General features: G+C 63.6%; 18 protein-coding genes and 1 pseudogene. 16 read left to right on the forward strand and 3 right to left on the reverse strand.

What is annotated here, in order from left to right:
• Positions 1-58: 58 nt before the first annotated feature.
• A complete protein-coding gene (locus tag ACYU0X_RS06985) occupies positions 59-403 on the forward strand; it encodes a hypothetical protein (protein ID WP_418908979.1) in 345 nt (114 codons plus the stop codon).
• On the opposite strand, the gene ACYU0X_RS06990 is transcribed toward ACYU0X_RS06985, so the two are convergent.
• The gene (locus tag ACYU0X_RS06990) at positions 400-1671 is read right to left on the reverse strand and encodes an AI-2E family transporter (RefSeq protein ID WP_461902541.1); all 1272 of its coding nucleotides are present in this window, start codon (positions 1669-1671) and stop codon (positions 400-402) included. The two genes, ACYU0X_RS06985 and ACYU0X_RS06990, sit on opposite strands and share 4 nt — an antisense overlap.
• 148 nt (positions 1672-1819) lie before the next feature.
• Between ACYU0X_RS06990 and ACYU0X_RS06995 the strand changes: the two genes are divergently transcribed.
• From ACYU0X_RS06995 to ACYU0X_RS07045, 11 genes are all read left to right on the forward strand, one after another.
• A complete protein-coding gene (locus ACYU0X_RS06995; protein ID WP_461902542.1) occupies positions 1820-3538 on the forward strand; it encodes a hypothetical protein in 1719 nt (572 codons plus the stop codon).
• Between the two features lie 18 nt (positions 3539-3556).
• Positions 3557-4471, forward strand: a complete 915-nt coding sequence (locus ACYU0X_RS07000) for a co-chaperone YbbN (RefSeq protein WP_461902543.1) — start codon at positions 3557-3559, stop codon at positions 4469-4471.
• A gap of 200 nt (positions 4472-4671) precedes the next feature.
• Positions 4672-5430, forward strand: a complete 759-nt coding sequence (locus tag ACYU0X_RS07005) for an ABC transporter ATP-binding protein (protein WP_309407716.1) — start codon at positions 4672-4674, stop codon at positions 5428-5430.
• Positions 5412-6980 (forward strand): transporter, encoded by a 1569-nt coding sequence (locus ACYU0X_RS07010; RefSeq protein ID WP_461902544.1) that lies wholly within the window; start codon positions 5412-5414, stop codon positions 6978-6980. Before ACYU0X_RS07005 ends, ACYU0X_RS07010 begins: the two co-directional genes overlap by 19 nt.
• A 149-nt stretch (positions 6981-7129) precedes the next feature.
• Entirely contained in the window at positions 7130-7384 is a 255-nt protein-coding gene (locus ACYU0X_RS07015; RefSeq protein ID WP_309407713.1) for a DUF3039 domain-containing protein, read from the forward strand.
• 35 nt (positions 7385-7419) lie between these two features.
• Positions 7420-9186: a DEAD/DEAH box helicase gene (locus ACYU0X_RS07020; protein ID WP_461902545.1), complete on the forward strand. Its 1767-nt coding sequence runs from the start codon at positions 7420-7422 to the stop codon at positions 9184-9186.
• 165 nt (positions 9187-9351) lie between these two features.
• Complete coding sequence (locus ACYU0X_RS07025; protein WP_461902546.1) at positions 9352-10239, forward strand: TetR family transcriptional regulator C-terminal domain-containing protein; 888 nt, start codon at positions 9352-9354, stop codon at positions 10237-10239.
• 47 nt (positions 10240-10286) lie between these two features.
• A complete protein-coding gene (locus ACYU0X_RS07030) occupies positions 10287-11192 on the forward strand; it encodes a beta-keto acid cleavage family enzyme (RefSeq protein WP_461902547.1) in 906 nt (301 codons plus the stop codon).
• Positions 11189-12136: a 3-hydroxyacyl-CoA dehydrogenase NAD-binding domain-containing protein gene (locus ACYU0X_RS07035; protein ID WP_461902548.1), complete on the forward strand. Its 948-nt coding sequence runs from the start codon at positions 11189-11191 to the stop codon at positions 12134-12136. The genes ACYU0X_RS07030 and ACYU0X_RS07035 overlap by 4 nt, the downstream gene beginning before the upstream one ends.
• A complete protein-coding gene (locus ACYU0X_RS07040) occupies positions 12133-12588 on the forward strand; it encodes a thioesterase family protein (protein ID WP_461902549.1) in 456 nt (151 codons plus the stop codon). Before ACYU0X_RS07035 ends, ACYU0X_RS07040 begins: the two co-directional genes overlap by 4 nt.
• 57 nt (positions 12589-12645) lie before the next feature.
• Positions 12646-14586 (forward strand): BCCT family transporter, encoded by a 1941-nt coding sequence (locus tag ACYU0X_RS07045; RefSeq protein WP_309407705.1) that lies wholly within the window; start codon positions 12646-12648, stop codon positions 14584-14586.
• 92 nt (positions 14587-14678) lie between these two features.
• Here ACYU0X_RS07045 and ACYU0X_RS07050 read toward each other — a convergent pair whose 3' ends face one another.
• Both ACYU0X_RS07050 and ACYU0X_RS07055 read right to left on the reverse strand, forming a co-directional pair.
• Positions 14679-15272, reverse strand: a complete 594-nt coding sequence (locus ACYU0X_RS07050; RefSeq protein ID WP_461902550.1) for an isochorismatase family protein — start codon at positions 15270-15272, stop codon at positions 14679-14681.
• 63 nt (positions 15273-15335) lie between these two features.
• Positions 15336-16634, reverse strand: coding sequence for a nicotinate phosphoribosyltransferase (locus ACYU0X_RS07055; protein ID WP_418908990.1), 1299 nt, complete (start codon positions 16632-16634; stop codon positions 15336-15338).
• 122 nt (positions 16635-16756) lie between these two features.
• On the opposite strand from ACYU0X_RS07055, the gene clpS reads away from it, so the two are divergent.
• The 4 genes and pseudogenes from clpS to ACYU0X_RS07075 form a co-directional block, all read left to right on the forward strand.
• A complete protein-coding gene (gene clpS / locus ACYU0X_RS07060) occupies positions 16757-17041 on the forward strand; it encodes an ATP-dependent Clp protease adapter ClpS (protein ID WP_418908991.1) in 285 nt (94 codons plus the stop codon).
• Between the two features lie 4 nt (positions 17042-17045).
• Positions 17046-17627: a DUF2017 domain-containing protein gene (locus tag ACYU0X_RS07065; RefSeq protein WP_461902551.1), complete on the forward strand. Its 582-nt coding sequence runs from the start codon at positions 17046-17048 to the stop codon at positions 17625-17627.
• Positions 17628-18551 carry a glutamate racemase gene (gene murI / locus ACYU0X_RS07070; RefSeq protein ID WP_418908993.1) on the forward strand — a complete coding sequence of 308 codons (924 nt, stop codon included), beginning with the start codon at positions 17628-17630 and terminating at the stop codon, positions 18549-18551.
• Positions 18548-19342: pseudogene (locus ACYU0X_RS07075) on the forward strand (MBL fold metallo-hydrolase); the annotation flags it as partial. The gene murI and the pseudogene ACYU0X_RS07075, both read left to right, overlap by 4 nt.
• Between the last annotated feature and the right edge of the window lie 10 nt (positions 19343-19352).

The raw sequence follows: 19352 nt of genomic DNA on the forward strand, positions 1-19352 counted from the left end.
CACCACTTTACCGTCTTCGGTTGGCTCCGGCGTGCCCCGGTGCGGCATGATTAATGGCATGCCACGCAATAACCGTCCTAAGCGCCGCCGCGGATCGAACCCCCGGGGTGGCTCCGGGCCCGGGGCATGGGAGCAGGAGCCCGAGGAAGACTGGATCCAGGCCGCCCGCTATGGGGTGGTTCGGCTACAGGATGCCCCGGACGGGCAGTGGCATGTGCGCAAGATCGCCGGGGCGAATGCGGTGAAAAATTACACCTGCCCGGGCTGTCACCGCACCATCACCCCCGGCGTCGGGCACGTGGTGGCTTGGCGGGCCGATCACTGGTCGGGGGATGAGGCCGCGGCGAATTCCCGCCGGCACTGGCATGAGCACTGCTGGAAGATTCGTTCCTACCGGTATTAGCGGCGGTCCTGCCGGGCGATGAAGATTTCTTGCACGAGCATCATCGCCGAGGCGGCCACCGGGATGGCCATCAGCGCACCGGTGATCCCCATCAGCGAGCCACCGGCGATCACCGAGATCACCGCGACCGCACCGGGGACCGAGACCGCACGATTCATGATGCGCGGAGCCAACACGTAGGACTCGACCTGCAGATAGCCGAAGTAGCACAGCGCGTAGACCAGCGCGCTCTGCCAGCCCAGCGAGAAGCTCACCAGGGTGACCAGCACCCCGGCAATCACCGCGCCCACCATCGGGATGAAGGCCAGCACCGCCACCGCGGCGGTAAGCAGCGCGGCAAAGGGCACCCCAAGGACCAGCATCAACGTCATCGCCACCAGCGCGTTGAGCCCGGCCACGCTGGCTTGGCCCATCACGTAGTTACCCACCGAGCGGGTGATGCGGGTCAACAACTGATCGACGCGCTTGCGCTTGGAGTTCGGGGCCAGACGCAGGGCAAAGTGATTGATCGAGGGCAACGAGGCCAGGAAGTACACGGCCAGCACCAGCACGATCAGCACACCGAACATCGACTGCGCCACCGTCTGCGAGACGCCGAGCACACCGCCGAAGAGCTGGGTTACGGCCCCGGAATCACCGAAGAACTTATCCACCTCGGTGGTCACTCGTTCGGAGAGCCCGAATTGGTTATCGAGGTTATGCACCCATTCGCTGTTCACGAAGTTGGACACAATCTCCGGGGCGTCGTCGATGAACTGGGTGATCTGGGTGATCAGCATCGGAATGATCAGCGCCATGAAGCCGCCGAAGAGCGCGAAGAGCCCCACCATGGTGACCACCACGGCCGCCGGTCGACCGAGTCCGCGACGCATCAAGAAGCGCACCACCGGGTCCAGTCCTAGGGCGATGAACAGCGCCACCGAAATCCAGGTGACCAACTGTCCGACGTTGGTCAGCAGGTAGAAGCCGCCCAGTGCGATGCCCACCCCGAGCGTGCCCAGAAAACCGATGGCAATCGGATGCAGGGCCGAGAGCGGTTCGAACTGCGGGTTCTCTTCGCCGCTGAGCGGGTGCTCGGGGATATCCGGTTCGGGGACGCCACGCAACAGCCGGCGCATCGCCCGGGTCACGCGATGGGGCAATACCCTGCTCGGGCTCGGGCTCGGGTGCGGCTCGGCTTCGACCTCGGGCTTGCCCTGCGGCTCGACCTGCTCGTCGGTGGCCTCGGGTTGCGGTTCGAGGGGTTCACTGGGGGTGTTGCGCTCCATAGTGTTGAGCATATCCCCTCCGGCAACCCGGATTGAGCAGGCTCACACCGGGTTGCGGGAACCACGTTCTGGCGGCACTCGTTAGACTGGGGATTAGAAAAGCGAAGACCATAGGCGAATGGGTGGAGCCGTGCGAAAAATTATCTCAGTGATCGCGATGCTGCTCGGGGTCGCGGCCCTGATTGTCGGCATCGGGCAGAAGACCTTCTGGGCGCCGCCGGAGACGGTGACGGCTTCAATGCCGCAGTTCTCCGACGAAGCGCCACTGACCGTGATCGAACCAACTATCAACGACGCACATCTTGCGCCGGTGGAACTGGTTATTAAGGGTGAGGGCGAATTCACCGCTTCGCTGGCACGCTCCGCCGAGGTGCAGGCTTGGGTGGATGACGCCGCGCATGTCACCCTCGAGGGGATCGATCGGGCCAATGCCAGCCTGCAGGCCAACTACACCGACGGGAAGAAGGAGGTGCCGAACCCGGCCGGCGATGACATCTTCTTCGACTCGCAGAAGGCCGATGGCACCATGACCTACCGCTGGACCGCTCCGGATGACGGACAGTGGTCCCTGCTGTTGGCCGCCGATGGAAAGAAGCCGGCGCCCGTAGACATCTCCATTACCTATGACAACGACGATGCCATGCCGTGGGCTCTGCCGCTGATCATCATCGGTGCGTTGCTGCTCGTATTGGGTGCCGCCCTGCTGGCGGTGCGCGGTAACACCAAGAAGACCCCGGCCAAGTCCCCGGCGCAGTTCTCGGTGGCCCTGGCCGCCGTGCTGGCACTGGGCACCGGCGCGGTCTCGCTACCCATGAGCCCGACCGAATCCTCCAAGGAATCCGAGCCGGCCAAATCCGACGAGGCCAAGGCCTCGGACGCGGCGAAGGAGTCGGAGCAGAAGTCGGAGCAGGCCACCGAGTCCGAGTCCTCGAAGGACGCCGCGAGCACGGACGCCGAGTCTCTGGCCTACCCGGTGGTGACCGAAGAGCAGTTGACCCGCCTGCTCAAGGATGTCCAGAAGCAGATCGGCGCCGCCGATGACAAGCACGATTCGGACCGTCTGGGATGGCGTGCCGCTGGCGCGTTCAAGTCCATTCGCGACACCCGCTACAAGATCTTGAAGGATAAGATCAAGGGCGCCGAGAAGCTGATTCCGGTGGAAACCTCGGTGGTCCGTTCCGCCGCGGTACCCAACGCCAGCGAGGTGAAATTCCCGCGCCGCATCACCGTGGTGACCGCCAAGGATCAGGATGCCAACACCCTGCCCACCGCGCTGACCCTGCAGCAGGATAACGCCCGGGCAAACTACAAGGTCGTCTTCGCGGCCAAGATGTTGCCGAACTCCACCTTCCCGGGCATTGCCGTGGGCGATCCGTCGGTGAAACAGCTCGAGCCCGACGCCAAGGGGCTGAAGGCCACGCCGAAGGATGCCGCCAAGGCTCTGGCCAAGGTGATGGGCGATGAGAAGGCCAAGGAGAAGGACCAGTTCGAAAAGTCCGCGCTCCTCGAGCAGCTGCATGCTAAGCAGAAGGACGAGGATAAGAACCGCGACGAAGCCAAGATCGAGCGTAAGACCTCGGTCAACGAGAAGGACACCAGCGTCATCTCCACCCCGGATGGCGGGGCCCTAGTGACGGCGCGCATCAACGAGAAGGTCACCTTTAGCCGCGGCGAGGACGCCGACGTGCTGGATGTGGTCAATGACCTGACCAAGGCCCTGCTGGGATCTTCCACCTCCAATAAGGCGGTTGAAGTCAGCTACGCCACCCCGGTGATGTTCTACATTCCGGCGGCCGATAGCGACCAGAAGATCTCGCTGATCGCCGGTGAAGTGACCTTGCTGGGCGCGAAACAGGCCGACGACTAGCAGAAACGAGGTTTACCAATGACTGAACCACATATTCCATCAGCCCGCGGGGCCGTGGATCTTTCCGCGGTGGCGCAGGCCGCCTCAAATACGGCCCAGAACGAGGGGCAGGCCGTCGCCAGCTGGTGCATCGAACTTACCGAAGCGAATTTCCAGCAGTTTGTCAGCCTGTCGGCCCAGGTGCCGGTGCTGGTTTCTCTCGGTGTGCCGCGCGTGCAGGCCTCGGTGCAGCTGGATGCGTCGCTGCGTCGTCTGGTCGATGCCCGCGGTGGTGCCTTCGCCCTTGGTTTGGTGGACGCCGAAGCGCAGCAGGGGATCGTCCAAGCCTTCCAAGCACAGCAGGTGCCGCTCACCGTGGCCCTGGTCAAGGGCCAGCCGGTGCCGTTGTTCCAGGGACCGGCCAGTGATGAGCAGATTTCTCAGGTGCTCGATCAGCTCCTCGAGTTGGCTGCCCAGCAGGGTATGCCCGGCGGGACCATTCCACCACTGGGCCAGGGCGAGGCCGCGGCCGAAGCGGAACTGCCGCCGCTGCACCAGAAGGCCATCGACGCGATCGAAGAGGGTGACTACGCTGCCGCCGAGGCCGCCTACTTGCAGGCCTTGAACGAGAAGCCCAATGACCACGAGGCTCAGGTGGGCGTGTATCAGGTGCGCCTGCTCTCGCGCACCGCGAACCTGGATCTGAATGAGGCGCGCGCCGCCGCAGCGGCTAACCCGCAAGATATCACCGCTCAGTTGAACGTGGCCGATCTGGACGTGGTGGGCGGACATGTCGAGGATGCTTTTGCCCGGCTGGTCTCGCTGATCGCTACGCTGGCCGATGATGATCGCGAACGCGTGCGTCGTCGCCTGATTGAACTGTACGCCGTGGTGGGCAATTCCGATGAACGCGTGGCCGCGTCACGCCAGAAGCTGGCCCGGGTGTTGTTCTAAGAAGCACCGTGACGCCCTAGCCGTCACCGTTGCCTGCGGCCCGATTCGTCCTTAGCGACGAGTCGGGCCGCTGGCTGTTTAACCATCGCATCAACTGGTGGGGCTGGGGTTCGGGGCCTGGCGCCGGTTGAAACGTAACGTGCAAAGATTAACTCCAAAGGATGATGAACCGGGCAATGGAGGGTTGTTAGGCTCGAGGCATGACTACCGTTGCGCTGCAGGTCAGCAATCTCTCGAAACAATTTGGGGCAAAGGTCGCGGTCAATAACGTGAGCCTGACCGTTCCGGTCGGCTCCATGTTTGGCCTCGTGGGCCCGAACGGGGCCGGTAAGACGACGATGCTCTCCATGGCCACCGGTCTGCTCCGACCCGATGCGGGCACCGCGCTGGTCAATGGCGTGGACATCTGGGCCGATCCCAGTGCGGCTAAATCCACCCTGGGCGTGCTGGCCGACGGAGTTCGCCAGTTTGACCGACTCTCCGGACGCCAACTGGTGACCTATTCGGGTCTGCTGCGCGGCATGGCCCAGCAGGAAGTGGCCGAACGCACCGAAGACCTGCTGCGCGTGATGGATCTGACGAACGACGCGGATAAGCTCGTCGTCGACTACTCGGCCGGTATGACCAAGAAGATCGCACTTGCCACCGCCATGATTCATTCCCCGAAGCTGCTCGTGCTTGACGAACCTTTCGAGGCGGTCGATCCGGTCTCGGCGGCAAATATCCGCGACATTCTCGCCGACTATGTCGCCTATGGTGGCACCGTGATCGTTTCCTCCCACGTGATGGATTTGGTGCAGCGCATGTGTACCCATGTGGCGGTCATCGATGGCGGGGTGCTCAAGGCCTCGGGCACGGTGGACGAGGTACGCGCCGGTTCAACGCTCGAGGAACGCTTCGTCGAGCTGGTCGGTGGCCGCGGTACCGGGGAGGGGCTCTCGTGGTTGCGCACATCCTAAGACTGAAGCTACGGCTGCTGGCCAACGGTTTTCGCCGTAGCCCGTGGCAGCTCGTCGGCGTGATCGTCGGTGGTCTCTACGCACTGGGTTTGGTGGCTCTGCTGATCGTCGCCGCGTGGTTCGTCGCCGATCAAGGCTCGTGGTTGACGCCGATCTCGGTGCTGGTTTCCTCGGTTGTGGTGCTGGGCTGGGCGATCATCCCGCCGCTGCTAACCGGCGTTGATCTGACCCTCGAGCCGGCGCGTTTCGTGCACTTCGGCATCCCGTCGAAAAAGCTCTCCCCGGGATTGATCCTGGCCGGTTTCATTTCCGTCCCGGCTCTGCTGACCGTCGTGGCGATGCTGTGCTTCTCGGTGCTCTGGCGGCTGAATGCCGGGGCCTTTGCCGTGGCGTTGCTGGCGAATCTGGCTACCGCCGTCATGGCGATTCTGGCCTGCCAGTATCTCACCATCGTGGCGACCACCCTGCGTTCGAAGCGACGCTTTAGGGAGATCAGCTTCGGGCTGCTTTTTACCGTACTGATTATGCTCGGGCCCATTATCAACCTCGTGGCGCAGGCCGGGGAACAGGCCGGCAGCTGGATCGGTCCGGTCACCGAGGTGCTTAGCTACACTCCCTTCGGTACCTTTGGGGCCGTGCCCGGCAGCGTAGTTGAGCAGAGTTTTGCCAGCAGCGGGCTGATACATCTCGGACTCGGACTGCTTTACCTTGCGGGGTTGGTCTGGTTGCTGGTGCGCGCCACGAGCGCGGCGGTGATCGCCCCACCACCGCAGAATAAGGCGGCGGCCGCGAAGGGGCTTGGCTTCTTCAAGTGGCTGCCGAGTACCCCGACCGGGGCGGTGGCGGCACGCTGCCTCACCTATTGGTTCCGCGACCCGCGCTATGCCATTAGCGTGATCATGGTGCCCTTGCTGCCGGTGCTGTTCTACTTCATGGGCACGCAGACCGGAAACTTCACCCTGATGTTCCTGGTCGGCCCGATTATCGGCGTGCTCTTGGGCTTTTCCATCTCCGCTGATATTTCCTACGACAACACCGCGTTCGCGCTTCATGTGCTCACCGGGGTTAGCGGGCGTGCCGACCGCGCCGGCCGCGTTCTGGCCGTCGGACTCATTTCAATTATTCCGATCCTGGCCGCGGGGATCCTGCCCGGGCTACTGTCCGGACAGAGCTGGCGTGTGGTGGGGGATCTAGGCTTGTCCCTGGCCGCCCTGCTGGTGGGCTTCGCGGTGTCCTCGGTGGTGTCGGCGCGCTATACCTACTCGGTGCCGCTGCCCGGGGATAACCCGATGAAAACCCCGCCGGGAAATGGCATGCGCGTGGCAGTGACACAGCTGGGCACCTTCGCCCTGATGGGGCTGTTGCTGGTGCCGGTGATCATTCCCTTTGCCTTCGGGCTGGCCCAGCAGTCGACGATGCTCGGGTTCGTGACGCTCGCCCTCGCGCTCATCTACGGGGCAGGTTTGCTCTTCGCCGGCATGGTCTGGGGCGGTCGCTGGTTCGAGCAGCGCCAACCCGAACTCATGCAGGCCGTGATGCTTAATAAGTAGCGCATTGCCCGGTGCCGAGAAACCCGCGGATTCAGAGATGTTTTCGCGGGTTTTTCGCTGTTTATGAGCGGCTTAGCGGGCTGCGTTGTGCAGAAGCTCCCAGCAAGACTGGCCCCGCATTTGGCTTCGTCCGTACTAGAATTGACTGCATGGTCGAAGAGTCTGAAGAAACACGCGGCGGCACGGCAACCATCGAACGCACCGAGACACGGGAAACCGTCGAACCGGGCGATCATGAGCGTTTTGCGCACTACGTGCGGAAAGAAAAAATCATGGAGTCGGCCCTCTCCGGCGACCCCGTCATCGCCCTGTGCGGCAAGGTATGGGTGCCCGGCCGCGACCCGAAAAAGTTCCCCGTCTGCCCGGAATGCAAGGAAATCTACGAGTCCATGATGGGCGAGTAATTAGGTATCCACGCAGGTTTTCCGGGAGGGGCTAGATGACCGAAACACTATTCGACTTAGGTGACAAACTTCCACTAGAAGATAAGCTTCCGGTCGCATACCCAGAACGAGCGGCCTGGGGTACCGGCCCGAAGCTTCGCGCCTGGCAGGCCGAGGCATTGGCCAAGTACTTCGACACCGAACCGAAGGACTTCATGGCCGTGGCGACCCCCGGCGCCGGTAAGACGACCTTCGCGCTACGCCTGGCCAAGGTGTTGGTTGATTCGAAGAAGATCAACCGAATGATCGTGGTGGCCCCCACCGACCACCTGAAGAAGCAGTGGGCCGATGCGGCGGCCCGTGTGGGCCTCGCGTTGGACCCGAACTACAAAAACTCCGATGGTCGCCACGGCGATCATTACTTGGGTGTCGTGGTGACCTACGCGCAGGTCGCCCTGAAACCCGCGGTGCACCGAGCCAAAACCGAAGCGGCCCGCACCCTGGTCATTATGGACGAGGTGCACCACGCCGGTGACGCGTTGAGCTGGGGCGATGGTATTCGTGAGGCCTTCGAACCGGCCACTCGGCGCCTGGCGCTCACCGGTACACCATTCCGCTCCGACGCGGCCCCCATCCCGTTTGTGAACTACGTGGACGAGGGCGACGGTATTCGCCGTTCGAAGGCGGATTACACCTATGGCTACGGCAACGCCCTCGCCGATCACGTGGTGCGTCCGGTGCTGTTCATGGCCTACTCGGGAAATATGCGCTGGCGGACTTCGGCCGGTGAGGAAATGGAAGCCAACCTCGGTGCCGGGTTCACCAAGGACGTCACCGCGCATGCTTGGCGTACCGCGCTCGACCCGGCCGGCGACTGGATCCCCTCGGTGTTGCGGGCTGCCGATCGTCGTCTGTCCGAGGTGCGCCGAAGCGTCAAGGACGCCGGCGGCCTGGTGATTGCCACCGACCATGAAGATGCGCGCGGCTACGCGGCACAGCTCGAGGCGATCTGCGGGGAGAAGGTCACCACGATTCTCTCCGACGACCCCAAGGCCTCGGAGAAGATCGACGAATTCTCCGAATCCGACGCGCGCTGGATGGTTGCGGTGCGCATGGTGTCCGAAGGCGTGGACGTGCCGCGGCTCTGCGTCGGCGTCTACGCGACCTCGACGTCAACCCCGTTGTTCTTCGCTCAGGCCGTGGGCCGCTTCGTGCGTAGCCGTAAGCGCGGCGAAGTGGCCAGCGTGTTCCTGCCTTCGGTGCCGATCTTGATGGCCTTGGCCAACGAGATGGAGGTCGAACGGGACCACGCACTGGATCGCGCGGGGGAGAAGACCGAGGATGGGCTCGACGATTCCCTGATCGAGGCGGCGAATAAGGAAGATAAAGCCAGCGATGAGTTGGTGCGCAACAACTTCGAAGCGCTCAACTCGCAGGCCTCCTTTGACCGTGTGCTCTTTGACGGCGGCGAATTCGGCACCGGTGCCGAGCTGGGCAGCGAAGAAGAGCTGGGATTCTTGGGTATCCCCGGATTGCTCGATACCGAACAGGTCTCCGAGCTGTTGCGGCAGCAACAGAGCAAGCAGATCAGCAAGGGAGCCTCGAAACCGGAACCGGTATCGGATCACCGGCGGATGATGGACCTGCGCACCAAGCTGTCCAAGAATGTGTCGGCCTGGGCCGCACGGACCGGTATGCCCCACGGCCAGGTACACAATAAGTTGCGCAGCGTTTGCGGTGGCCCGGCGGTGCCGCAGGCCACGGCCGAACAACTACAGGCGCGCATCGATAAGCTCCAAGATTGGTTCGTCGGACGTAAGTAGTCAACCCGCATCAGAACACCCCCGAAGGGGACCGAATCGGTCGCCTTCGGGGGTGTTCTGCGTTAACGACTCGATTGAGGTTGCGAGCTGTCTCACGAAATCGCAATTTTTGACTGAGCATCAAAAAACTTGCGATCTGCGCGAACCACGCCTAGGCTGGCTGTCATGCCAACGACGTTGACCGGTAGTGCGCTCGCCGACCGAGTGCGCCTTGCCATCAAGAAGAGCGGAAGCTCGCAACGCGACATCGCCACGCAGGCGGATATCGAAGAAACCAAGCTATCTAAGTCACTCAAGGGTCTGCGACGCTTCACGGCCGACGAGCTGTTGCGGCTGGCGATGGCCACCGGAGTGACGGTCAGCTGGATCATGGGCGAGCAATCCTCGGCCGTCTCCGCGGACCCGCCGGCGACGCCCAGTTCCGGGCATCCCTCGCGCTCGGCTGATCAGAAGTTAAAGCATCGCAAAATCACCGAAGCGGCCTGGCGCCTTTTCGCCGAGCAGGGTTTCGAGTCGGTGCGGATCGTCGATATCGCCGCCGAAGCCGGGGTATCTAGCGCGACAGTGCACTACTATTTCCCGACTAAGCAAGATCTTCACACCGCTGCCATGGCCTACTCGGTCAAGCTGGCCTACGACCGGCAGGTTGCCTGGCTGAGTGATGTCAGCGACCCGGCCGAGCGGCTGACCCGATTGCTCGAACTGCAGTCTCCCGATGGGCACACCGCCGAAATGGAATGGTCCATCTGGTTGCAGACCTGGAACAAGATCACCGTGGATGGGCGACGCAACCCGGCATATCTCGAGAGCTATGCGCGGTGGGTCGCTACCGTGCGCAGTACCATCGAGGACGGGCAGCGGCAAGGACTGTTCCGGGCCGGGGACGCCGAAGCGATGGCCACCGAACTGACCTCGCTGGTCGATGGCTATGGCATTAAGGTCCTAACCCATGTCATCGAGGCGCCGGCCATGGCCCGCGGCCTGCAGGACTACTTACGCCGTTGCCTTGCCGTGGCGGGCTCACGAGCCGAAGCGCGCTGGACGACCTCCTAACCCACCGACCACCATTTGCCGACATTCTTGCGGAATGGAGCCGAAACATGAACCGAAAAGTCATTTTGACCTGTGCCGTCACCGGGGCAGGGGACACCACCGGAAAAAGCGAATTCGTGCCGGTCACGCCGGAGGAGATCGCCAATGACGCGATCGCCGCCGCCCGCGCCGGTGCCTCGGTGGTGCATATCCACGTCCGTGACCCCGAATCGAAGCTCGGTTCGCGCAAGGTGGAGTATTACCGCGAGGTCGTCGAACGGGTCCGCGCCTCCGAGGTCGACCCGGTATTGAACCTGACCGCCGGGATGGGCGGGGATCTGGTCATCGATCCGCACCATCCGACCACGTACCTGCCGGGCACCGATCTGGTCAGCGGCCTCGAGCGGTTACCGCATGTGGAGCAATTGCTTCCCGAAATCTGCACCCTCGACTGTGGGTCGCTGAACTTCGGCGAGGGGAGCAATCTCTATGTTTCCACCCCGGATATGTTGCGCGAGGGCGCGGCCCGCATCCAGGAGTTGGGAGTGCGCCCGGAACTTGAAATCTTCGACACCGGCAATCTGTGGTTCGCCAACGTGTTGGTGCAGGAGGGCCTGATCGATCCGCCGCCGCTGTACCAACTGTGCATGGGCATTCCCTATGGGGCGCCGGTAGACGCCGGGTTGCTGCAGGCCATGGTGCAGTTGCTCCCCAAGGGGGCCGAATTTACCTCCTTCGCCATTGGCGCCAATCAATTGCCCTGGGTCGCGCAATCCGTGCTCGCGGGCGGACACGCGCGCGTTGGTCTGGAAGATAATCTGTATCTGTCCAGAGGAGTGAAGGCCACCAATGCTCAGCTGACCGACCGGGCCGTGAGCATCATCGAAAACCTCGGCGCGCAGGTGGCCACCCCGGCCGAGGCCCGTGAGATCCTCAACCTCAAGGTCCAGCTCCCGACCGGAGCCGCCTCATGATCGCGCTACGTCCGGCCTCGAGCGTCGACACCATCGCCTGCATCGGTGCCGGTACCATCGGCGGCGGCTGGGCCGCATACTTCCTGGCCCGCGGCTACCGGGTGAAGGTCTGGGATCCGGCCGAAGATGCAGCGGAGAAACTTGGCCGACTCATCGACGCGGCCTGGCCGGCGTTGGCCGAGCTGGACATGGTCGAAGGTGCCGACAAGAATGCCTTCACGGTGCACCGCGATCTGGCCGAGGCGGTGGCCGATGCCGGGTTCGTGCAGGAATCCGCCCCCGAGAATCTGCAACTCAAGCGCGAGCTCTTTGCCGAGCTGGATGAGCTAACCGCACCCGACGTCGTCATCGGTTCCTCGACCTCGGGCTACCCGATGACCGAGATGGCGGTGGACCTGGCGCATCCGGAACGTTTCGTGGTCGGGCACCCCTTCAACCCGCCGTACCTAATTCCGCTGGTGGAGGTCGTTGGCGGGGAGCTGACCGACCCGGCCGCGGTGCGCTGGGCGGCGAAGTTCTACGAGCTGATCGGCAAGTCGGTGATCCTGATGGAGCGCGAGGTGCCCGGGTTCATCGCGAACCGGCTACAGGAGGCGCTGTGGCGCGAGGCGCTTCACATGATTGATCAGGGGGAGGCGACCGTCGAGCAGATTGACCGTTCGATCACCGACGGTCCCGGCTTGCGCTGGCCAATGCACGGCCCGATGCTCACCTTCCACTTAGCCGGTGGAGAGGGCGGCATGGCCCATATGCTTGATCATTTTGGTCCCTCGCTGAAGTCACCGTGGACCCGGTTGCTCGCCCCGGAACTGACCGGGCAGCTGCGCGATGCCGTGGTGGCCGGTTGTGACTCGGCCGCCGGGGAACGTAGCTTCGGCGATCTGGTCGCCGAACGCGACGCGGGGATCGTGGCAATCCGCAAACTGGCCGGGGGACAGCGATGAATCTGGCATCCGAACGCGTCTTCAGCGACTACGCGACCGTCGTCGACGAGGCATGGATCGACTACAACGGGCATATGTCCGAGGCCTACTATGTGCTGGTCTTCGGCTTTGCCACCGATGCGGCGATGGACCGACTGGGGCTGGACGCCGACTACCGGCAACGAACGGGGTGCTCGCTGTATACCGTGGAGGCGCATGTGCGTTACCTCGCGGAGGTCGGCCTCGGCCAGCGGCTCACGGTTCGCACCGTGCTCGCCGGACACGGGGCCAAGAAGTTGCACCTGGCACATGAGATGTATCGCGGCGAGCAGCTGGTGGCCACCGAGGAGATCCTCGGGCTCCACGTCGAGCAGCAGTCGGGGCGGAGTGTGGCCCTGCCGGACGCCGCCCAAGATGCTGCGCGGCGGGCCGCGGCCGATCCGCCAAGCTGGTGCGGTCGACGGGTCGGGTGACAGAACCGTCCCAAAGGTGCTAGCTCAGTGACAGAACGCGAACTCAGGTGAACAGATATGGCAGAGAATAACGAACCACAGGAGCAGGCCACGGCGCGTAGTCGGCCTCCGATGCGCAAGCTGCTCAAGGAATTTACGCAACCCGGGTTGGTGCACCCGGCCCTGATCCCAGGGATCGGGGTCGAATCGACCCGGCAGGACTTTCGGACCAATAAGCTCGTCTTTGCCCTTTCCGGGGCGCTGATCCTCGCGGTCATTCTCTGGGCCGTCTTCGCCCCGGACTCGGTCTCCAGCGTCGGTGGGATCGCCCTGTCCTGGGTGACCACGAACTTTGGATGGATGTTCGGGTTGCTCTCGGTCGCCATCGCGGTGTTCATGCTTATCGTCGGGTATTCACGCACCGGCGGGATCCGCTTGGGTGCGGATGAGGAAAAGCCCGAGTTCTCCACCGTCTCGTGGGTGGCGATGCTGTTTTCGGCCGGCATTGGCATCGGTCTGCTGTTCTATGGTCCCTACGAGCCGCTGGTGTATTTCCAGAACCCGCCCTATGGTTTCGAATCAACCGCCGGAACTCCGGATGCAATGCACGATGCGATGGCGCAAACCATGCTGCACTGGGGCCCGATCGCGTGGGCCTACTACGCGCTGGTGGGCGGGGCCATCGCCTATAGCGCCTACCGGCGTGGACGGCCGCCGCTGATCTCGTCGATCTTCGAGCCGATTTTTGGGCGTCGCACCCACGGCCCGATCGGGGCCACCATCGATATTTTTGCCATTCTCGTCACCCTCTTTGGCACAGCGATTTCCTTGGGCATCGGCGCGCTGCAGATCGGGCGCGGCTACGAGGTCGTCACCGGGGCCGGCCCGGTGGGCAACGCTTTCTTAATTGGGGCCATCACCCTGCTGACGGTGATGTTCATCCTCTCGGCGGTCTCCGGGGTCAAGCGCGGCATCCGCGCGCTGTCGAATCTGAATATGGTGTTGGCCGGGTTGCTGGCGCTGTTTATCTTCCTGGTCGGCCCGACGCTGTACCTGTTGAACTTCATGCCCGCCGGGATGGCCGCCTTCTTCGGCGACCTGTTTACCATGTTGATGCGCAACCCGAATCAGAGTCCCGAGGCCGCCGAGTTCATGGGTGGCTGGACCACCTATTACTGGGCATGGTGGGTGACCTGGACGCCGTTCGTCGGGCTCTTTATCGCCAAGATTTCGCGCGGCCGGACGCTGCGTGAATTTGTCACCGTGGTCATCATCGTCCCGGCCCTGGTGTGTTTCTTCTGGTTCTCCATTTTCGGCGGCACGTCGATGTGGATGGAGATGACGGGCCAGAGCATCAGCGATGCCGGTTCGCCGCAGGCCATGCTCTTCGCCCTGCTCGATAACCTGCCCGGTAGTACCGTGCTGTCAATTATCGCGCTGGTCTCCATCGTGGTCTTCTTCATCACCTCGGCCGACTCCGCCTCGATCGTGATGGCCTCGATGTCGCAGCGTGGCAGGCCCGAACCTTCGCGCTGGGTCACCGTTGTGTGGGGTCTGTTGCTGGGTTTGACAGCCGCCTCGCTGCTGCTGGCCGGTGGTGAAGAGGGGCTCAGCGGCCTGCAATCGCTGATGGTTGTTTCGGCGCTGCCCTTCGCCTTCGTGGTGATGGGGATCATCGTGGCCTGGTGGCGGGATCTGCGCACCGACCCCTATATCCTGCGGGCCAAGTTCGCCCACGCCGCCATCGCGCAGGGTATCCGGCGTGGCATCGAGGACTACGGCGATGACTTCGTCTTCAACGCCACCGCGGTGGATAAGGAAGAGGGCGCCGGGGCCGGGCTGCATACCGAGGACCCGCAACTGACCGAGTGGTACCTGCAGGCCACCGGGGAGATCGATCTGGTCAAGCCGGGGGATATCACCCGCACCCTGCAGCCGGGCAAGATTCAGCACGAACATGAGCAGAATCCCGAACATACCGCCTCCGGGGACGCCTCGCTGACCGTGGGCGAGAAATAGTCGCAGGCACATCTACCCGTTGCACTGAGAACCGGCCCGGACGCACCCCTTCAAAGGTGCGTCCGGGCCGGTTCTCTGCGGTCTGCGGTTCGTTAGCCGAGGGTGAGGACCGTGACCCCCGCGGCGCGTAGTTCGTCGTGGACGTGCGGCATGTTCTCGCGCGAGACCGCCGCGGTCAATGGGGCGATCACGGTGGTGTGAAAACCCTGCGATGCGGCGTCCAGGGCGGTGGCGCGCACGCAGTGATCTGCCGCCAGCCCCACCACGTCCACCGAGGTGATACCGTGCTCGCGCAACCAGTCGCCTAACAGCGCCCCGGATTCGTCGTCCTTGGGAGCCTGGGGGAGCATTTCACGGGCCTCGAATCCCGAGTAGGCGGCGGTGAAGCGCCCCTTGGCGAAATGGGCATCGACCGGAAGGTCGGCGATCGCCGGGTGCAGCTCGGCGCCCGGGGTGCCGGCGACACAGTGCACCGGCCACGAATCGACGAAATCCGGGGTGGAGGAGAAGTGCTCTCCGGGGTCGATATGCCAGTCTTGGGTGGTGACGATCGCTGCATAGTGTGAGCGCCGGGATTCGACGTCCGAGGCGATGGCGGAGGCCACCATTTCTCCACCGGTGACCGGCAGTGCGCCGTTCTCGCAAAAGTCCGGCTGCACATCCACGATGATCAGGGCGTTGCTCATCTGTTGGCTCCCTTCGGGCCGATGGTGACGCTACAGGCTAGCGGTGCTGGGCACCAGTGTGCGCTAGTTTTCCAAGAATTCGGTGGGAATTACCGGTTCGCCGCGTTGGAGCTTCCTGGCCTCGCCCGGTAGCTCCTGAATCGAGTCGTGGTGCCGTTGCGCCGCCAGGCGCACTCCTTCGGCCCCCACATAGCGGGTATCGATCTCCCCATCGACCACCAGCGGCACGGTGAGCGCCCGAGCATCGACCTGCGGGTCTGCGTCGTTGAGGGTGACCAATTCGGTCACCGCACGGCCGCGCTCATTGAGCTGGCGGAAGCCGCGCTTACGCCCGCCGACACTGGCCTTATTGGTGGCGGCCTTGGCGACCGGCACCCAGTTACCCTGCGCATCGTGCCGCGCGACCAGCTTGTAGACCATCGAGGCGGTGGGGTGCCCGGACCCGGTCACCAGCGCGGTGCCCACACCGTAGGCGTCCACCGGGGCGCTGGCCAACGCGGCGATGGCGTATTCGTCCAGGTCGCTCGTCACGGTGATCTTGGTGTTCCAGTTCCCCAAATCGTCGAGCAGCTCACGCACCCAGGTGGCCTGTTGCACCAGATCGCCCGAGTCGAGCCGGACGGCGCCGAGTTCGGGACCGGCGACCTCGACGGCGGTGCGCACCCCGCGCTCCACATCGTAGGTATCCACCAGCAAGGTGGTGCCGCGGCCCAGCGAGGCGACCTGGGCGGCGAAGGCATCGGCCTCGGTGTCATGTAGCAGCGTGAAGGAGTGCGCGGAGGTGCCCAGGGTTTTCAGCCCATAGCGGCTGCCGGCCTCCAGATTGGAGGTGGAGGTGAACCCGGCAATCACCGCGGCACGGGCGGCGGCCACGGCGGATTCCTCGTGGGTGCGCCGCGAGCCCATTTCGATGCAGGGGCGCCCCGAGGCGGAGGCTATCATGCGTGAGGCGGCCGAGGCGATCGCCGAATCGTGGTTCAGAATCGACAGCAGGTAGGTTTCGATCACGCAGGCCTCGGCGAAGGTCGACTGCACGGTGAGCACCGGCGAATTTGGGAAATACAGTTCACCTTCGGCGTAGCCGGTGATGGTGCCGCTGAAGCGGAAATTCTCCAAGTAGGAGATGGTGGCCTTGTCCACGACCTTGGTATCGGAGAGGAAGCGCAGCGACTCGTCGTCGAAATGGAAATCGCGCAATCCCTCGAGCAGGCGGCCGGTGCCGGCCACCACTCCGTAGCGGCGGCCCTCGGGCAGGCGTCGGGCGAAAGCCTCGAACACGCTGGGGCGGTGAGCGGCCCCCGAGGCCAGCGCCGCCTGCAACATGGTCAGCTCGTAGTGATCGGTGAAAAGGCTCGTGAGCATCGAGGCGCTCCAAAGGTGGGAGGGTAGGTGAATCGAGTTTTACTGTATAACGTCACGGCCGGGATGGTGATATTGCGCGCTGCGGCACGCTCATTGGGGCCGTGGGAGCGTAAAATGTAGTTATGACCGTAATGCCCGACGTGTATGAACAGACCGAATCACAGGTGGTGCAGGAAAAGCCCTGGCGCCTGATCGTGTGGAACGATCCGGTAAACCTGATGAGTTACGTGTCCTATGTGTTCCGCTCCTATTTCGGTTTCCCCCGGGAGAAAGCCGAGCACCTGATGATGTGCGTGCACCAGGACGGGCATTGCGTGGTGCGTAGTGGCCCGAAGGAAAAGATCGAGTCCGACGTGCATGCCATGCACGGTTTCGGGTTGCAGGCCACCATGACCCAGGAGGTCTAGGCCCGTGGCCACAGGCTTTAGAAATACCGCCCGCGGCATCGCCGGGTCGCTGCCCTCGGCAGAACGTGCCCTGCTGGGCAAGCTCTTCGGCGATGTGATCGAACTGCTCACCGGGTGCCAAGAGGTCCACGCCCTCGATGATGAGGTGGATCCGCTTTACGCGCTGACCGGGATGCGTCCAAGCGACGCTCAGTTACCGGTTCCCTCCGACCCGGCCGTGCACCGGTTGCTCCCGGACGCGAGCCAGGACCCCGAAGTGGCGGCCGAATTTCGTCGACTGACCGAGGCCGACCTGCTCAGCGAAAAACTCGGGCGGCTACGCGAGGGACAGTTACTGCTCGAATCCGAGAAGGTGCTCTTCGGCGATACTGCCCAGGCCACCCGCTTCGCCCAGGCGCTCAACGACGTCCGTCTGGTGTTAGCCACCCGACTGGACATCGAGGATGAAGCCGATGCCGAACGCATCGGGCAGATCCTCGACGCCGCCGAAGTCCAGACCCAAGAGGACTACCTGGCGCTGGTCTACAACCTGGTCTCTTGGCTACAGGACAGTTTGATGTCCGCCCTATTGAATGAGCAGGCGTAAATGCCCTCCCACTTTGCCACCGCCCCGGCCAGCACCCCGGAGCAAAACACGCCCGTCGGAATCTTCGATTCCGGGGTCGGCGGGCTGACCGTCGCCCGCGCCATCATCGACCAGCTGCCCGGCGAATCGCTGATCTACGTGGGCGACACGAAAAACTCTCCCTACGGTCCCTTGCCCATCGCCCAGGTGCGCGCCAACGCGCTGGGGGTTATGGATGAGCTGGTCGACGCCGGGGTGAAGGCGTTGGTCATCGCCTGCAACTCGGCCTCCTCGGCGGTGCTGCGCGACGCCCGGGAACGTTACACCGCCGGCTATGGGATCCCGGTGATCGAAGTGATCCAACCGGCGGTGCGCCGCGCCGTGGCCGCCACCAAAAACGGCAAGATCGGCCTGATCGGCACCGAAGCCACCGTTGGCTCGCGCGCCTATGAGGATGCCTTCGCCGCGGCTCCGAACCTTGAGATTACGGCCGCGGCGTGCCCACGTTTCGTAGAATTCGTCGAATCTGGAATTACCGCCGGCGCCGAACTGCTCGAGGTGGCCCGTGAATATTTGGCGCCACTCCAGGCCGCCGGGGTGGACACCCTGATTCTCGGTTGCACCCACTATCCGCTGCTGACTGGTGTGATCTCCTATGTGATGGGCGACGCGGTCACGCTGGTGTCCAGTGCGGAGGAAACCGCGAAGGACACCTTCAAGGCGCTCACCGGCCACGGACTGCTGCGTGACGACGGCGAACCGGCGCGTCACGAATTTCTCGCTACCGGCAACGCTGATAGCTTTGAGATACTGGCGCGACGCTTTCTGGGCCCCGAAGTCCATCAGGTGCGTCACGTGGACAACGTAGCAGCGAGGTACCCCACCGGGGCAATTGCCCGGGTGACCCCGCAGATGATTGCCGCCTCGAAAGCGAGTAACCAATGAAGCTGACCATAATCGGGTGTACCGGTTCCTTCCCGGGTCCGGGCTCGCCGGCCTCATGCTATTTGGTGACCGCTTTCGACGGCACCCGCGACTGGAAGATTCTGCTGGATCTGGGCTCCGGCGCTCTCGGCGTGCTGCAGCGCTACACGGATCTGAAGGATATTGACGGGATCATGATCTCGCATCTGCATCCGGATCACTGCATGGATCTGTGCGGGATGCACGTGGCCATTCGTTGGGACCCCGAGGGGTGGGGCCGCGACCGGATGCTGGTGCACGGACCACAGGCCACCGCGAAACGTATCGAAACCGCTTACGGTCTGCCCGAGGGCGACACCATGCGCAAGGACTACCACTTTAAGTCTTGGGCCTCGCGGCAACCGGTACAGGTTGGGCCGTTCACCATCACCCCATACCCGGTGCGCCATCCCATCGAAGAGGCCTACGCGCTGCGCGTCGAGGCCCGCGAGCCGGGACCAGATGGTGAGGAACTGACCAGTATTCTGACGTATTCCGGCGATACCGATACCTGCGAGGGTCTGGTGGAGGCCGCTCGCGATTCGGATATGTTCCTCTGTGAGGCCGCGTTCGAAGAGGGACGCGACGACCACATCGAAGGGGTGCACCTGACCGGTAAACGCGCCGGGCAGATGGCCACCGAGGCCGGCGCCGAGCGCCTGCTGCTGACCCACATTCCGGTGTGGACCTCCATCACCAAAATGGTCGAGGAAGCCAAGGAAACCTACGACGGCGACATCGCGGTAGCGGTGTCGGGCGTGACCTACGGCGTCTATTCGGGCA

This window comes from Glutamicibacter sp. X7 (assembly GCF_054889245.1).

Excerpts from the sequence above, each read along its gene's own strand:
- clpS (WP_418908991.1), top strand. The coding sequence starts at position 16,757 with ATGACCGTAATGCCCGACGTGTATGAACAGACCGAATCACAGGTGGTG.
- ACYU0X_RS07015 (WP_309407713.1), top strand. The coding sequence starts at position 7,130 with ATGGTCGAAGAGTCTGAAGAAACACGCGGCGGCACGGCAACCATCGAA.
- ACYU0X_RS07020 (WP_461902545.1), top strand. The coding sequence starts at position 7,420 with ATGACCGAAACACTATTCGACTTAGGTGACAAACTTCCACTAGAAGAT.
- ACYU0X_RS06990 (WP_461902541.1), bottom strand. The coding sequence starts at position 1,671 with ATGGAGCGCAACACCCCCAGTGAACCCCTCGAACCGCAACCCGAGGCC.
- murI (WP_418908993.1), top strand. The coding sequence starts at position 17,628 with ATGCCCTCCCACTTTGCCACCGCCCCGGCCAGCACCCCGGAGCAAAAC.
- ACYU0X_RS07040 (WP_461902549.1), top strand. The coding sequence starts at position 12,133 with ATGAATCTGGCATCCGAACGCGTCTTCAGCGACTACGCGACCGTCGTC.
- ACYU0X_RS07050 (WP_461902550.1), bottom strand. The coding sequence starts at position 15,272 with ATGAGCAACGCCCTGATCATCGTGGATGTGCAGCCGGACTTTTGCGAG.
- ACYU0X_RS07005 (WP_309407716.1), top strand. The coding sequence starts at position 4,672 with ATGACTACCGTTGCGCTGCAGGTCAGCAATCTCTCGAAACAATTTGGG.
- ACYU0X_RS07035 (WP_461902548.1), top strand. The coding sequence starts at position 11,189 with ATGATCGCGCTACGTCCGGCCTCGAGCGTCGACACCATCGCCTGCATC.
- ACYU0X_RS07000 (WP_461902543.1), top strand. The coding sequence starts at position 3,557 with ATGACTGAACCACATATTCCATCAGCCCGCGGGGCCGTGGATCTTTCC.
- ACYU0X_RS07030 (WP_461902547.1), top strand. The coding sequence starts at position 10,287 with ATGAACCGAAAAGTCATTTTGACCTGTGCCGTCACCGGGGCAGGGGAC.
- ACYU0X_RS06985 (WP_418908979.1), top strand. The coding sequence starts at position 59 with ATGCCACGCAATAACCGTCCTAAGCGCCGCCGCGGATCGAACCCCCGG.
- ACYU0X_RS07025 (WP_461902546.1), top strand. The coding sequence starts at position 9,352 with ATGCCAACGACGTTGACCGGTAGTGCGCTCGCCGACCGAGTGCGCCTT.
- ACYU0X_RS07045 (WP_309407705.1), top strand. The coding sequence starts at position 12,646 with ATGGCAGAGAATAACGAACCACAGGAGCAGGCCACGGCGCGTAGTCGG.
- ACYU0X_RS07055 (WP_418908990.1), bottom strand. The coding sequence starts at position 16,634 with ATGCTCACGAGCCTTTTCACCGATCACTACGAGCTGACCATGTTGCAG.